Source organism: Cohnella hongkongensis (assembly GCF_042654645.1).
In the GTDB taxonomy this organism is placed as follows: domain Bacteria; phylum Bacillota; class Bacilli; order Paenibacillales; family Paenibacillaceae; genus Cohnella; species Cohnella hongkongensis.
Window position 1 is genome coordinate 50,107 of record NZ_JBHSEP010000019.1, and the last position, 15,649, is coordinate 65,755.

General features: G+C 57.1%; 10 protein-coding genes. All 10 read right to left on the bottom strand.

Going from position 1 to position 15,649, the window contains the following annotated elements; all coding sequences use genetic code 11:
• Window positions 1-70: 70 nt before the first annotated feature.
• Window positions 71-724 (bottom strand): helix-turn-helix transcriptional regulator, encoded by a 654-nt coding sequence (locus ACFO3S_RS21225; protein ID WP_378100176.1) that lies wholly within the window; start codon window positions 722-724, stop codon window positions 71-73.
• A gap of 78 nt (window positions 725-802) precedes the next feature.
• Entirely contained in the window at window positions 803-1,753 is a 951-nt protein-coding gene (locus ACFO3S_RS21230) for a carbohydrate ABC transporter permease (protein WP_378100178.1), read from the bottom strand.
• 17 nt (window positions 1,754-1,770) lie between these two features.
• Window positions 1,771-2,676, bottom strand: coding sequence for a carbohydrate ABC transporter permease (locus ACFO3S_RS21235; protein WP_378100180.1), 906 nt, complete (start codon window positions 2,674-2,676; stop codon window positions 1,771-1,773).
• Complete coding sequence (locus ACFO3S_RS21240) at window positions 2,673-5,273, bottom strand: DUF5696 domain-containing protein (RefSeq protein ID WP_378100182.1); 2,601 nt, start codon at window positions 5,271-5,273, stop codon at window positions 2,673-2,675. Before ACFO3S_RS21240 ends, ACFO3S_RS21235 begins: the two co-directional genes overlap by 4 nt.
• 17 nt (window positions 5,274-5,290) lie before the next feature.
• Complete coding sequence (locus ACFO3S_RS21245; protein WP_378100184.1) at window positions 5,291-7,372, bottom strand: YIP1 family protein; 2,082 nt, start codon at window positions 7,370-7,372, stop codon at window positions 5,291-5,293.
• Window positions 7,373-7,386: 14 nt separating this feature from the next.
• Complete coding sequence (locus tag ACFO3S_RS21250) at window positions 7,387-8,256, bottom strand: carbohydrate ABC transporter permease (RefSeq protein ID WP_378100186.1); 870 nt, start codon at window positions 8,254-8,256, stop codon at window positions 7,387-7,389.
• Between the two features lie 3 nt (window positions 8,257-8,259).
• The gene (locus tag ACFO3S_RS21255) at window positions 8,260-9,132 is read right to left on the bottom strand and encodes a carbohydrate ABC transporter permease (RefSeq protein WP_378100295.1); all 873 of its coding nucleotides are present in this window, start codon (window positions 9,130-9,132) and stop codon (window positions 8,260-8,262) included.
• 104 nt (window positions 9,133-9,236) lie between these two features.
• Window positions 9,237-12,143, bottom strand: coding sequence for an extracellular solute-binding protein (locus ACFO3S_RS21260; RefSeq protein ID WP_378100188.1), 2,907 nt, complete (start codon window positions 12,141-12,143; stop codon window positions 9,237-9,239).
• An 86-nt stretch (window positions 12,144-12,229) separates the two neighbouring features.
• Window positions 12,230-13,627 (bottom strand): ABC transporter substrate-binding protein, encoded by a 1,398-nt coding sequence (locus tag ACFO3S_RS21265; protein WP_378100190.1) that lies wholly within the window; start codon window positions 13,625-13,627, stop codon window positions 12,230-12,232.
• A gap of 248 nt (window positions 13,628-13,875) precedes the next feature.
• Window positions 13,876-15,639 (bottom strand): extracellular solute-binding protein, encoded by a 1,764-nt coding sequence (locus ACFO3S_RS21270; RefSeq protein WP_378100192.1) that lies wholly within the window; start codon window positions 15,637-15,639, stop codon window positions 13,876-13,878.
• Window positions 15,640-15,649 lie beyond the last annotated feature (10 nt).

Here is a 15,649-nt window from a genome sequence, read left to right on the forward strand (position 1 = left end):
CGAAAGGACCGCGGGGATTCATCCCTGCGGTCCTCTCGTCATCGTCTGAAACTCCGCCATACTTTCATGCCTATACGGACACGCTCGTTTGGCGCTTGCGATATTCCATCGGCGTGCAGCCGAACTGTTTTTTAAACGTCTTGCAGAAATAAGAGGTGCTAAAGTAACCGACCATTCTGGCCACTTCATAGATTTTGCCTCCTCCCTGCTTCAACCGAACGGCAGCATGCTCCATCTTGATTCGGATAATATAGTCGATGAGGCGTTCTCCCGTCCTTGCCCGGTATAGCCTCGACAGATAGACGGGGTGAAGGTAAACCAGGTCGGCGAGCGTCTGCAGCGACACGTCCTCGCTCAAATGCTCCTGAACGTAGGTCTGTACCTGACTGACGATCTCGTCCCAACAGCGTTCCTGGTCGCGATCGGGTTCCTCCTTCAACAGCTGGGCGGCATGCAGCACCCACCGCTGCAGCTGCTCCGCGCTTACATACGGGAAACAGCCGGGCGAGAGCTCCTCTCCCAATACATCGAGCAGCAGCCTCCCGCTGCGGTGAGCGAAGTGACTGAACGCGCTGTAAAACATGCCGTATACCTCCATCCGATGCTCGGCCGAATGGGCGAAGCGCGACAATTCCCGGAAAACCGACTCCATCCGCTTATCCATCTCCCCCCAGTTGCCGGCTTCCATCAGCTGGAACAAGTAGGGACGTTCATAAAGCGTCATTAATGTCGGGTCCTCTCTCCTGGTGTTGAAACCCGGCTCCGGCGTTCGATCGTCTACGGTCAACAGCGCCATGTTCAGCTACCCGACCAACCCGGAGCGCTCGATGCTCTCGACGAAGTAGCGCTGAAACACCAGATAAAGGACAATAAGCGGGATGATCGCAAGCAGCACTCCCGTGTCCGACAGCATCGAGGCATAGAAAGGATCGGCTTCCTGCGTTTGCATAAAGATCTTCACGTTATTCGGCAATTGAGTGAGCGCCGAAGACATGATCTGGCCGCTCGGCATGTAGATGCTCGTGAACAAGCTGTCGTTCCACATCCAGACGAATGAGAATAACAGCACCGTTACGGCCGCCGGGATTGCGTTCGGCAGCATAATCGAATAAAACGTGCGGAATACGCCCGCGCCGTCTACGAAAGAAGCCTCCTCGATCTCCTTCGGCAGTCCGCGAAAAAATTGGCGGAAAATATAGATGTACAGCCCGGACTTGAGCGAATTGGCCGTAGCGGCGGTAAGCAGGAACGGCCACCAGGAGTTCAGCAGCTGAATGCTGTCCTTGCCCGTCAGGAGCGGGAACAGCCCGAACAGATCGAAGTTCTTGAAGTTCAGGTACAACGGCAGCATGATGGTCTGCGGAGGCACCAGGATCGTCAGAATCACGGCGGCGAACAGAATCCCGCTTCCCCTGAATCGCAGCTTGGCGAAGGCATAGCCTGCGAGAGCGCAGGAGGCCACCTGCAGCAGCGTCGTCAGGCTGACAAGCACGAACGTCGTAAACAAAGTCGGCGCGAAATCCATGATCTGCATGGCCACCTTGAAATTTTCGAGGGTGAACGTTCTCGGCACCCAAACGACAAGCGGGTCGTAAATGTCGGCGCGATGCTTGAACGCCGTGGAGATCCGCACGAGGATCGGATAAAGAATGATAAACGACAGCCCGATGAGCAGTGCCGAGCGGATGACGATCCATAGCCATTTTTTCCACGCATCCAGCGACCAAACGGATGATTCCAGAAAACGATCCATTCAGTCCACCTCCCTTATCATTCGTTATAAAATACATTCTTCGAAATCAAATACGAGCTTATCGCGAGAATCAAAGCAATGGTGCCGAAATAGATCCAGGACATGGCCGAGCTAAGTCCGAAATCGAGGTTGATGAAGGCGACGTCCGAGATGAGCTTGGTCACGTCGTTATGGCTGAACGAATCGATGATCGTATAGACGACGTTGGTCATAATCAGCGGGCTGATCATCGGGAACGTAATTTTCCAGAACGCTTCGTAGCCCGTCGCCCCTTCCATCCTGGATGCTTCGTAGAGGGTGGAGGGAATCGACTGCAAGCCTGCCAGGAAGATGAGAATCTGAACGCCCGACTTGCTGACGATTTCATAGATTCGGTTGACCGCGCCTACGAGGTAATCGACGATCCCCGGACTGACCCCGGAATTCAGCATCATGCGCTCGAACGCAATGCCGCGAAGAATGCCGCCGCTTCCCTCCACGACCCCGCCCGCCGTGCTCTGATTCATGAATTCGCTCATGAAGCTTGCCTCCTGGATGCTGACGATTACGCCCGAGGCCAGAATGACCGGAAGGAAGAAGATCGCGCGGACAACCGCCCGACCGCGAAACCTTTGGTTCAGCAAGGTCGCGGCAAACAAGCTGAAGAAGATGATAAGCGGCACATTCACGACCATGTGGCTGATCGACCGTGTCAAGTATTGGTTAAACAGCGGATGGACGTAAACGGCTTTGCTGAAATTGTCGAAGCCGAGGAAATGCAGTTCATATCCCGATCGCGTCGGCTCCAGCTCCTGGAAGCTGAATTGCAGCGATTGGAACAGCGGAGCCAGGAAAAAAAGCACGAATCCGATCAGCCACGGCAGAAGGAAAAGAACGCCTAACCTTCGTTTTCTTTGCTCGAAAGACAGCTTCTTCTTCCTCATGAGCGCTCACCAACCACGGCATAGTCTCTGCCCTTAATCGTCAAGCCTTGAACGTTAACATCGCGGACGCCATAGTTCACGATCACCCGCAAGCCGCCTTCATACGTGACCTGGACGACGTCGTTCTCCAACTTCCGACGGTCGACGATGGCTTCATGCCGGACATGGCCAACCGCCTCGTTCAGCTCCGCATACATGCGGGTTGCCTGCTCCAGCCAATACGCGTAATGAATCGAATACAGATGATTAAAAGCCGTCTCCTTGACCTCGGAGGAAGGCGCATAAGACCACGTAAAATACAGACTCGCCCCGGTCTCCAACGCTTTCAGCATCGCCAGACGCGGATCGGCGGTCTCCGCCAAATTAATCGGTTGTCCGGCGTAATCCGCATAGCCATGCAGCACGAGCTGGTAGAAGGGCACGCTCTCGTCCGTGATATGATAACCGCTATCCGACATCGGAATATCGACAAGCTTGTCGACATGCGGAAGAACATATCCGTTGCCCCCCGCCGCCATAAGATCCAGCCCCGATTCCGCCAGTGCGCCGAGCTGTTGCTGAACGATCCGCTTGGCTTGCGCACGATCGATCGTCTGCCCGTCGCGGTAGTCGGCATTCAGCGCATCGCCGAGCTCCCGAAGCGAGACGCCGTCCAGTTCGTACGCGCGGTACGCTTTCGCGAACTTATCCGTCACTTCCGGCAGGAACCGACTCGACAGCACATAATACGAATCGGCCGGGAGCGAAGGATCGCGCCGGAACGTAGCCGGATTGTACGGATAGATGAGCGCCGGCTTCTTCGTCAGATAACGAGCGGCATGTCTCGACGGACGGAAGCTGTCGGAATCGTGATAGACGCGGGTCAGGGCCACGTCCGGATACAATGCGACGCCCCTCTTCTTCGCGAAGTCGGCCAGCTTCTCCAGCCCCTCTCGACCGCCTAATTCTTCGTCCGGCTTCACTGCGGTAGGGAGTTCATGGTTAACGCCGCCATTGAACCAGCCGAGGTAGCGAAGCTGGATCGAGCGAACGCCGCCGTCCAGCAGCGCTTCGAGAATTTCCTGCGCTTGACCGAAGGTCGTCAACGGCTGCAAATCCTCATACGGAACGCCCATGAACGATTTCCGCTTCGGAATGCCGCCCACAAGCTCCAGGAAAAACGGCATTGCCTCCTGCGGCTCCAGCTTGTCGAGTATGCCTTGCCGGACAAGATGCTTCTGGTAATAGCGGGCCATCCCCGCATAGTCCGCATCCTCCCCGTTCAGGAAAGCATACCGGATGACGAAATCCGTACTCATCCTTTCTTGCTGGTACACCGGCAGCTGCACGTTCGAGGAGATGGCGACGTTGTTCGATTTCGCGGATGCGGCGACCTGGATATAATCTTGCGCGAGCAGCTCGAATTCGGAAAAGACATAATTGTAGGAATGCACCTTCCCGCCGATGTCCGCGCGTATCGTCGCGACGGCATCTCCTTGCTCGATCATCGCCAAAAAGGCCTGTTCGTTATTTCGCATGCCGTATACCGGCAGCCGCGAAACTTGACCATAGGAGGACTTGGTTGGCTGCACCTTGACTTCATTGCGGCCGTAGACCGGTTCGAAATAAGCGTCGCTGTCCACCTTTCCGTTGTTGAATCGGATCAGGCTGCCGGAGCCGTCCGGAACCAGCATGTAACCTTCGTCATCGGCTCCTCCGGCTCCGAAGTAGTCCAAGACGGTCACGCGCGTAATCGGGTAGGATGCCGGGTATTCGATTTCCGCAGTCGGCACCCGCACGACCAGCTCCGGCCCGTCGACGATGTATTCGATCGAAGCCTTGAACACCTTCTGGTCTGCTGCCGCCTCCGGTCCGCCGTTCTCTTGATTGTCGATCCGGAGGTCTTCTTCCGCGTATCCCGCCAGTTCGAAAGCCGCCTTGACCCGCTCCAGGACGATGCCGGAGAGCGCCACGTCGAGCCGCTCGTATACGCCTCTTTCCTCGTTCAGCTTATAGGCCCGGTTCAAGTAACGCCCGTAATCGTCGCCGGCTTTGGCCAGAATCAGCTCCTCGTAGCGTTCCTTGCTCATCGCTATCGGGAGCGTATCGAGATTTCCTTCGGCTTTGCCGAACGTGTAGGTGACTTTGATGCCGTTCGGGATCGGCTCGTACCCGACTTGACCGTTCTTGACGCTGTCCGAATACGAGTTCATGCTGTACGATTGCAGGGTATGATTCTCGTACACGATGGACATCTGGGAGTTCAGCTTCTCCTTGTTGATGCCCGCCGCCAGCGGATCCTGATCGCGATCCGGAGGATTGGAATACCACAAGCGCCCGCTTCTCAGATCTCGCACGGCGATCTCTGCTGTCGCCTTGTTGACGTACAGAGCAAGCTCGCCGCTCGCCGCGACGCCCTCCATCCCTTCGACCTTCTCGGCCGGCATCGATGCGACCTCTTCCCGCGGAATATTCGCCGCTTCCGCGCTGCGAAGCCCGAGCTCGGCCGCGGGTACGCCCGCTAATCCGCCGCTGAACAGCCTTGCGCCGTATACGGCGAGAATCGCGGCCGCGCCGATCGCCGCAGCGATCAGCAAGGTCATCCTGGATCTTCTCATCTTGGTTGTCACCTCCTCTAGGTTCTGTAGACAAATTCGATATAGATCGTATGGGCGAAGGAGTAGATCTGCTGAAGCAAGCTGAAGAACAGCATCGCGAGAAACACGATGAAGCCCATCGCAAGGATCGTGAGAAAAATGGTCACGATCGTCTTCGTCACGGTATACTGATGAACCGTCATCGTGCCCACGAAGAACAGAAACAAGAACCAAATGATCGCGATGGAATTAAGCAAATAGTAGAAGGCGCTTTCCTCGAGCGTCATGAAATGGCTCCAGATCGTCGTCGGGACGTAGATGAGCACAATCGGGGTCAATGCGTACGCAGCGGCGAGTACGATCTCCTTGAACTTCCCTTCCCCGTCCATTAGCGTCGTAAGCGACCAATTCGCGATACACCAAAGGAAAAACGGCAGCAGCACGTACTGCACCTGATCCAGACTGTTCAGCTTTAACGGGTTATTGTCATTGACGACGAAGCCTGCGTATTGGGCCTGCAGCGCCATCGCCACGATGACGAGAAACAAAATCGCCATCGCGATGGACATTTTTGCCTTCCGTTCATACTTCAACTCCCAGAAGCCCTCGAACGGATGGAACATGAGACGGAAGACAAAAGCGACCGCTCCTCGCTCGCGGACATATTCGCGGCTCTCCGGGCTTCTCCGTCGTCTGCGTTTCACCGTTGCCGAGACGGCTATGGCCGCTGCGGCGGCAACGACCAGCCCAGCCATGACGCTGCCGAAATTCCGCTCCAGCACCTCCTGACGATATCTCTGGTAGGCTTTGGAATAATTCGTTCGGCTCATGCCCAGCTTGAAATAGCGGGCGGCTTCCTTGTTCTCCCCTTGACGGAGTAGAGCTTTGCCGATCCCGATATAAGCGATTTCAAAATTGGCGTCGAGCTGAACGACCTCCTGCCAGCGTTCGGCCGAGCGGACCTCGTCTCCGGCGTAGTGAAAGGCTGCCGCTTCATTGATCAGCGTGCCGAATCGGGTTGGGCGAAATACCGTCAGTTGATTAAGCGATCCGTCCAGCACAAGCGGACGGTCGCCCGCGTGTTCGATGGCCACGGGGTTTTTGAACGTGCCGACCTGATTGCCGAGCAAGCCGTAGATATACAGCAGATTCCCGTCCTCGTCGTAAGTAAATACCCTTCCGCGCTTGCCGTCGAGCACGCTGTACATCCCGTTGCCGGGAACATCGACATCGATAAATCGAGAGGGTCCGGACTGTTCTCCTGCGGGCGGATAAGCCAGATCCCCTAAGATCGGGAAGTATCCTTGGCGCCGCAGCACCTCCTGCCCGCTCGGATTCAAGCGCTTGATCGGCGCGTCCGAGCGCTCACCGGCGCTGGTCGCATAGATGAACCCGGCATCGTCGATGTCGAAGTTGTTATATTCGATCGGCACGAACTGTACCATCTGCGCTCTTTGCGCCTTCGTCGAGACGCTCTTCCAGAAATAATCGATCGGATTGAACCGAACCCGGTTCGCCCCGAGAAATGTCTCGAATTCGCCGCCGGCGCTGAACTGGATGATGCCGTCGAATACGCCGCGTCCGGCTACGTAAATTCGTTTGGCTTTATCCAGGACGATCTTCTGCGGAAAGAAGCGGAACCCCTCGGTCAACACATCCGCTTCGGGCGCTCCGATCTCGCGAACGAAGCCGCCGTCCGCATCCAGCTCGACGACCCTCCCGTTTTCCGTATCCGCGACATAGATGGCCCCTTCGCTCGTGACGAACAGCCCCTGCGGCTTGTTGAAGCTTTCGTGTCGCCCCTCTCGCATGAAGCCTTGGAACTGTTCGGCATACGACAGTTCGGGATCGAGCACGACGATTCGGCCGTTGCCCGAATCTAGAATGTAAACGTAACCGTCGGCGGCGACGAAAACGTCCTGCGGATTTTTGAATCCGCCGATGCCCAACTGCTCGCCGCTGATCGCGCGTTCGGGAACGTACGCGAGCGGCGCAGGCGCAGGCTCTCCCCAGTAGGAGTAGTTGTAGCCCTTATACGGCCCCTCGGCTTTGACTTCCGGCACTTCGAAGGACACCAATAGAACGATAAAGAGCAAGCAAGCGATCGAATAACGTATCATCTATTTACGCCCCCTTAATCCTTCATCCCGGAGGACGCCATCGTCTCGATGATCCTGCTCTGCGTCACGACGAACAGCGTAATCGGCACCGACAAGAGCAGGGCTCCTACGGCAGCGCCTGCGCCGGCGCGGGCGATCCCGCCTTGTATAATCTGGCTCAAGGCGTAGTTCATCGTCTTGAGCTGCTCGCTGTAAATGAAGTTGCCCCCGTCCGTGCCCCAGAGCATCTGGAAAAGCAGGATCATGAGCGTAAGCCAGGCCGGCTTGACGAGCGGCATGACGATCTGCCAGAAGATGCGGTATTCGCTGGCCCCGTCGATCTTGGCCGCCTCAAGCAGCGAGTCGGGGATTTGCTCCATGAACTGCTTCATCAGATAAAGCCCCAGCGAGGAAGCGAATGCCGGAACGATGATCGCGGAGAAGGAATCGATCCAGCCGAGCCACGACATGATCATGTAGTTCGGAATTGCCGTTACCTTCGGCGAGAACATCAACGACAGGACGACCGCCGCGAACAGAAGACGCGAGCCGGGAAAACGCATTTTGGCCAGCGGGTAGGCCGCGGCGGAAGCGAAGAGCACATGTCCGAGCGTGCCGACAAGCGTAATAAAGATCGTGTTCGAGACATATCTCGAGAACGGCACCCACGAGCCGGCCATCAGATGGAATAAGTCCGAGAAATTCGTCAGCGTCGGGTTGCTGACGAAGAATCTCGGCGGGAACAGGAAGAGCTCGTCAAGCGGCTTGAAAGCATTGCTGACCACGAATACGAGCGGCAGCGCCATGAAAGCCCCGAAAGTCCCCAGCAGCAAGAACAAGGATAGGTCGCCGAGCAGCGAGCGGTTGATTTTATTTTCGCGCCGCCATGATAAGCCTGTACCCATCGTCTACTCGCCTACCTTCCGCAACAGTTTTTGGATCAAGAGATTCGTCCCTACCATCATGATGAACAGCACGGTCGCAATCGCCGAGGCATAGCCCATCTCGAAACGAATGGTTCCGTAATCGAGCAAGTGCGTGACGATCGTATGCGCCGCGTAGTTGACGCTGGGGAAGCCGGCGATCGCCGTGGACACTTCCGCCACCGCGAACGAAGTCGTGATCTGGATCACGGCTCCGAACATCAGCTGCGGGCGCATGGAGGGCAGCGTAATATACCACAGCTCCTGCCAGCGATTTTTAACGCCGTCCACGGCTCCGGCCTCGAACAGCGTCCGGTCGATGGACTGCAAGCCGGCGATGAACGCGAGGAAGCCCGTGCCGAGACTCAGCCACAGCTGGACGAAAATGACGATCCACAGCACGTAACGCTGATCCTGCAGCCACTGGATCGGTTCAAGGATAAACCCGAGCTTCATCAGGAAGCCGTTGGCATAACCATAGCTGTCCCCCGAGAAAATAATAAGCCAAATGAAAAATACGCTGCCCGAAATCGACGGGGCGTAGAAGACAAGGGTCATCAAGGCCCGGATTCTGGGAGACAGCTCGTTGATCACCCAAGCGAACACGAAGCAGGCCAAGTAGCTGAGCGGGCCGGTGACCGCGGCGAACAACAACGTGTTTTTGACCGCGATCAGGAAGATGTCGTCCTTCAGAAACAGGCGGCTGTAATTGCTCCATCCGACCCAACGCGGAAATTCGAGCATATTAAAATAAGTAAAGCTGATCAATAGAGACAAAACGACAGGCAGTACGGTGAACAAACCGAAGATCAGCATGAACGGAGCCATCAGCACGTAGGCATGTTTGTGCCGAACCATGCTCCGCTGCAGCTCCTGAAGCTTGGATGTCCTCCTTCGCGCCGGGCTTGCGGACTCCAGGGGTCGGGAAGTCGTATCCATCGGGCTGGTTGCAGGCAATCGGCTCACCCCCTTCCGTCGGAAAGATTGAATTCTTCTCGTTTCACGTCGATCTCCTGATCGATCTTGAGCACATAGTCGAACAACGTCTCGCGCGGGTTACGCCCTTCGTTCACGACCGTCCGGAAAGCATTGTTCAGATGGCGGCCCGTGAAGTACCCGCCGGGCACCTCTGGAATTCCGCGCACCCACTTCCACTGCTCCTCGAGGCTTCGGTAATCGCCTACCGGCCAAGGCAGCTCCTTAAGCGCCTCGGCGTTCGCCGTCGGATAACGGGCAGCCGCGCCCATCAAGCCCTCCATCTCGCGGCCGAAGCGAACCTGGGTCTCTTTGCTCGTCCACCATTTCATGAATGCCCACGCTTGCTCTTTGCGTTCCGATCTTTCCAGCATCAGAACCGCCGTGCCATCGGCGGCAACGTCGCGTTGGATCGTTCCGTCCTCCTGCGGCGTGCCCGGGACGACCGTGAAGCCCCATAGTCCGCGAATTTCCGGCGCGAATACGCTAAGCAGGTTATACAGGGTATAGTCCGCGATCCCAATCGGCATCTCGCCTACGCGGAACCGGTTGGCGAAGTCGAACTGAACCGGGAATTTATAGCTGGTGTAGAACTCCGTCCATTGCTTGAAGGCGTTCATCGCCACTTCGCTGTCGAAGCCGCTAGCAAGGCCTTCTCCCTCGTAAAATTCCCCACCCTGCTGATAGAGCAGCATCGAGTAGGCCGGATTCGGAGCGAGGCTGACCGACGGGGCATTCGGATCTTCAATCGGCAGGGCAAACTGCATATGCTTTTTTTGCAGCTCGGGGATCATCGCGTAGACGTCCTCCCACGTATTCGGCACCTCGAGCCCAAGCTCCGCGAGAATATCCTTGCGATAGAACAGCATGCTGAAGATTTGTTGCTCTGGCAGCGCATAGACACGGCCATCGAAAGCGTACGGTACGAGCGCGCTTTCGCGGAACCGGCCGACCACCTCCTCATAATCGGGGAACTGCGTCAGATCGGCGGCCGCATTGCGCAAGCCGTAGTTGACCGGGACATTGTTGCCGATCTGCATGGCCACATCCGGTCCTTCACCGCTGAGGGACGCCGGCAGAAGCACGTCCATGTTCACCAGCTTCAGGTTGACCCCGATGCCCGTCTCCGGAGTGAACGTATCGTCGATCATCGCTTTAAGCACCTGCGCCTGGTCCCGGCCGGTTCCGATCCACACGGTGACGCTTTCGTTTTCATCCGTAACGTCGCCGAGCGTATTGTAATCCGTGACATACGAAAAAGCGTAAGCCTTGGCCTCGTGAACCGCCTTGGCCCACCACGACGATTTTGCTTCCGGCAGCTCCTGATCCGGCGAGGCGACGATCAGATAATCCACCTCCAGCGGCATCTCCCGGACGGACAAAATCCAGGTGCCTAACGCGCCGGTATTCGTCAAGTATTGCTTCAGTCTCTTCGCTACAGTCTCGGGACGCTCCGCCATCTCTTGAAGCTGGATCGCCATCGTACGAAGAACGGCGGTCTTATCGCTCTTCTCCCCCGTCTTCTCCTGCAGGATCGAACTAACCGTATAGAGGATGCGGCTTTGCCGCTCGAACACCTCCGTCATGTCCGGTATTCGCGATTCCAGGCGGTAATCGCGGAACGGATCCGGCGTCGCCGAAGTAATCGTCAGAATCTTGCGGTACATCGCATTCAACTCCAGCACGCTCGATTCTACCGTGCTGACCAGCTCCGCCATATCCCCGAGGTTAACCTCGAGCTTGATCTCGTGCTTGCCCTTGGTCAGGTAGAAGTCGTACGGCTGCCGATCGTCGCCGAGCACCTTCATCTGCCAATCCGATCCGTAGCCGAAGGAGATGTTCCGGGCCTCGGCAAAGGGCACTTCTCCGTCGATGGTCAGCTTTCGGTTCGAATAGACGCCTCGAAGCAGGTTCTGCTTCACCTTGAACGCCAGCTTGTACAAGCCGTCCTCCGGCACTTCGACCTCCCAAGCGATCCACTGCCCCGGCAGACGCCAGTTGTTGCCTCCGATCGTGTTCATCCGGATTCGGACCGCATCGTAAGGCTCGGTGCTCGGGCTCGTATGATCCGTCAGCGGACTGAGCATCGGCGACGACTTCATCGCCGCCTGTTCGCCTTGAATCTTCACGAAGGCGTCCTTGCCCGGCTTATACCCTAACCGTTCGTATTCGGCACGAACCTCGGCGTAGGCAGGCGCCTGCGGCTCTTGATACAGCTTCAGGTAGTCGATCAGCATAGGCTCCCGCAGCGAGGTGAGCGATAACGTATGGACGCCCTCCGTCAAATAAAACCGGTACGGTTCCGGGTGGAAGCCTTCATGATCGCGCAGAGGCGCCGTCATCCACCTTGGGGCTTCCACCTGCCTCGGACGAAGCTCGTTGCCCCGGTTGTCCTGCTTGAACTCCTCCCGCTCATTGGCCCATACCCGGTCGAATATGAGCGAATCGGCGCCTCTGAACGGGATTTCTCCGTCGATTCGAAGCTCCCGCTCGATCTCCGAGCTCTTGCCTTCGATCGGATAATAGCGAATGGCGATGTTGTATAAGCCGGCCTGATCCACGCGGAACGTCCAATGGACCGACCCGGTCTCCCCGGTGCTTACCGCGGCGCCGTCCGCGCCCGCATATCCTTCCCATATCTCAAGCGGCGCGTCGTCCGCCTTCTCGTAGTCTTCGCCTTCGATCATCACTTCCGCTGGCGGCATCGCCGCTCCCGCGTGCGATGCGATATAGTTCTGGTAGGCGTCCTCCTTGTACGACGCCGCTCCTTCCAAAGTGGGCAGCGGCTGGATGAACGCGGCGTTTCCCGAGCCGTTCAACCCGACGATGCCCACCACTAAGAGAGAAGCGCCGATCAAGTAATACAGCAATATCGCCAAGTTGCGTTTCAACAACAGCGCCGCCTCCTTCCGTCCGTATCCCGCTGCGCTTGAAACAGGATCATCCCCATCGATAGGATGGGGATGATCCCGGCAAATCCTTACTCGCTCAGCAGTTCGTCGATCGCTGCCTGCACTTGCCCCTTATACGTTTCCACCACAGTTGCCGGCGGTACGTTGTTTTTCCTCAAATCGTCCATGATGCCGAAGTCCGGATAGTTCGGTACCGCTTTATGGTCGAATACTTGAACGTTCTCCCGGTTCAGCTTCGCCGATTGAATATCCTCTTCGTGGTTGAAGGCGAGCTCGTATGCATTTTGCCCCGGGAACTCCTCCGTGCTTTCCACGTCGTAAATTTTCTTGAAAATATAGAGCAGCGCTTCCGGATTTTCCACGTTGCTCGGCATGACCCACATGTTCATCTGCGCATTGAACGAGCGATAATCCGTCGCCTGCGGCCCAATTGGGAACGGCACGTAACCGAAGTCCTTCTCCGCCAGCTGCTCCTTCACGCGGGTCGCTTCCCAGTTCGCGCCGGGGAAGAACAATACGTTGCCTTCGGCGTAGAAACGGACGTAATCGTCCCAAGCTTCATTCGCGCGTATCACTTTGTTCGTGAACAAGGATTGATAGAACTCGAACGCTTCTACCGTCTTCTGATCCGAAAGCATCTCCTTGCCGGCGGCCAAATCCACCAGCTTGCTGTCGTTGGAGGCGACAAGGATGCCGAGCAGATCCTCATCCTTCGCGACGACGCCCCATGTGTCCGGCGTACCGTCATTGTTGCTGTCCACGGTTGCTTTTTTTGCCATGTCCATAAAGGTCTCCCATGTCCAATTGCCTTGTTCCATCAGGACATGCGGGTCGGTCAATCCGAGATCGCTCAGCAATCCGCGGTTGTAGTACATGCCGAGGCCGCCTACGTCCGCGGCCATCCCGTACACCTTGCCGTCGAACGTGCCTCCGTTAATCGCCGCTTCGTCTCCGAACGCCGCTTCGGAGCTGTTCACGTCGACATGGTCGCTTACGGGAAGCACGAGCCCCTTCTTCACCGCCGTCGGCACGAACCAGCGGCGCTCGAGCCGTACGAAATGGGCGAAGGGATCGCCGGCTAAGGTCGAATCGGTAAAGGTCTTGGCGATCTGATCGTAGTTGACCGCTTCGAATTGCACCTTGAAGTTGTGCTTCTTCTCCAGCTCCGCGATGTTCTCGATGATCTGCTGGTTCTCGGGCGTCGTAGGCTGCGGAGTGGCGTCCCACCATGCGGCGAATTTAATCGTCATCCCGCCGAGGTCAAGGTCCGCCATCGGGTCTTCCGCCGCCGGCTCTTCGCTAGCCGGAGCCGTCGCCGCCGGACTATTCCCTCCGTTATCCCCCTGCGCGCTCTGCGACGCAGCGCTCGGACTCGAACCGGCGTTGTTTCCTCCGCTGCAAGCCGCCAATGCCAAAGCCATGACAAAAACCGCCAGCAGCATGTTGATACTTTTCCAACTTTTCAACTGTATCTCCCCCATCTTCAAGATCATGACGCTGCCGTTTCAGCGAGACTTAATTGCACTTTTATTATGCGGGGGCGTCCTATCGGATTGAATGAACGATCTGCGGAAAAATTGAACGTTTTCAATCATCGGTTGAAAGGGAGGTTGAAATATTTTGCAGTCGGTTGCCTTATTTTGCGGAGCTGCGCCATCGATTGCGATAATGAAAGGGACCGGCTTCCGCCGATCCCCTGACAACATCTATGAATCTACTCCGCTTGGCTGCCGGTGCCGGTATAGAACGACGTGAAGGCCTCCGCGCCTGCCTCCTTGAACGCTTGCAGCGCTTCCCGCTTCAAGCGGCCGAATTCATCGTCGTCCTTCGCGTGAATCAGCTTGATGGCATAACCTGAAGCAAGCTCCATTAACTGCGCTTCGATCTTCAGCATCGATGCGGGAATTTCCGCCGACCCTTCCTCGACGAGTACCGCTTCCGCCTCCGACCCAACAGGCTGAGCGAGATTCTCCTTCGCGCTAAGGTCCCAGACCGTATTCGAATCGACCAGCTTGCCTTCCTCGATATACTTTCGAAGCACGTCGCCCGGGTGCCTGCCGCCGTAATAACGGCTGAAGTCCTTCTCCAGCTCGCTTGCCGACAGGACCATTGCTTCGCGCGTCTGGAACAAGTCAAGAGGCGCGCCGGAATCGGGATCGAGCACGCTTCCGCCTAGTCCGATCAAGTTCAGGTCCATGGCGATTCCGGTCATGCTCCAAGCTTTGCCGCCCTCATGCTTCAATTCGAACGTGTTCGCCTTGATTTTAGGCTCCCCGTCAACCACCTCCCAATGTTCGCCTTCAATGCCGCTATAGAGCGTCCTGACGCCCTCATAGGAATAGAGATAATTCAGCAGCCGCATCGCCGCCTCGGGATGCTTGGAGCTGCGGGTGATCGCATAGCTCTTGCCCGACCATCCGTAGGGCGTCGCCCCTCCGCTCCAAGCGCGTTTGCCTGCCGGAAGCACGATATAGCCCTTGGCCTCCTTCGCATGCTTCGAATTGAAGTCCCCCATCGCCCAGATGGCCGGACCGATCGTCAACTGGCCTGCCGACGCTTTCGCCAGATAGTCCGTCTGCTTCATCGTGAGCGCATCCGGATCGAGCAGACCGCGGCGCCGGGCTTTATAATAAAAATCCGTCGCGACCCAATACGTGGAGTCCTCTTCGGTCAGAATATTCTCGAAATGCGGTTCGCCCAGCGTTCTGACCATAAGCTCGCTATTCCCGTAAGATTGCATGGTATACCAGGAGAACGGAATGATGTACGGCCACAAGCCCCAATCCTGCCACATGGAGACGCCGTACACAGGCAGGCCTTCCGGCGTCTCCGGATGCCTCTTGACGATGAGCTCCAGCACGTCGAGGAGTTCGTCCGGCGAACGGAACGCCGGCGCGCCTACTTCCTTGTAATAATCCCACCGAATCGTCGGGCCGATCGTTAGAGGCGAATACTCGGGACTCGCCTCTGGCTGCACCTGCGGAGGAAGGAAATACAGCTGTCCCCGGCCGGCGCTCCACGTGTTTCTGCTATATTCGACCACGGAAGGAATGTTGGCTGTAATATCCGGTCCGAACTTCTTCAACATCGGATCCATCGGGATGATCAGACCGCCCTCGATCAGCTGCTTTCCGTATTTGGCAGGCTCGGTCCGGACGATATCCGGCATGTCCCCGCTGACGAGAAGCAGGTTGAACCCGGCTTCGTCGACCGTGACGAACTCGATCCGGACGCCTAGCTTCTCTTCGATCGCTTTCGCTACCGCATGATCGGGGTACTCGTTCCACTTCACGCTCTGCTCGATGATCAGCACTTTAAGCGTGACCGTCTCGTCCTCCGCTCCGGAAGACGCTGTCGTCCGATTCGTCCCTTGAGCCTCGTGCTCGACTCCGGTATGAAGATGGCTTCCGGTGCAGGCGAACAGCAGCAGCAATACGGCAGCCAGCATCGACAAGCTTGCAAGGCCTGACTTTATCATCCAGATCCCG

Bases quoted from the DNA above. Each gene is read 5' to 3' on its own strand.
- ACFO3S_RS21225 (WP_378100176.1), bottom strand. From the start codon at position 724: ATGACGCTTTATGAACGTCCCTACTTGTTCCAGCTGATGGAAGCCGGC.
- ACFO3S_RS21230 (WP_378100178.1), bottom strand. From the start codon at position 1,753: ATGGATCGTTTTCTGGAATCATCCGTTTGGTCGCTGGATGCGTGGAAA.
- ACFO3S_RS21235 (WP_378100180.1), bottom strand. From the start codon at position 2,676: ATGAGGAAGAAGAAGCTGTCTTTCGAGCAAAGAAAACGAAGGTTAGGC.
- ACFO3S_RS21240 (WP_378100182.1), bottom strand. From the start codon at position 5,273: ATGAGAAGATCCAGGATGACCTTGCTGATCGCTGCGGCGATCGGCGCG.
- ACFO3S_RS21245 (WP_378100184.1), bottom strand. From the start codon at position 7,372: ATGATACGTTATTCGATCGCTTGCTTGCTCTTTATCGTTCTATTGGTG.
- ACFO3S_RS21250 (WP_378100186.1), bottom strand. From the start codon at position 8,256: ATGGGTACAGGCTTATCATGGCGGCGCGAAAATAAAATCAACCGCTCG.
- ACFO3S_RS21255 (WP_378100295.1), bottom strand. From the start codon at position 9,132: ATGGTTCGGCACAAACATGCCTACGTGCTGATGGCTCCGTTCATGCTG.
- ACFO3S_RS21270 (WP_378100192.1), bottom strand. From the start codon at position 15,639: ATGATAAAGTCAGGCCTTGCAAGCTTGTCGATGCTGGCTGCCGTATTG.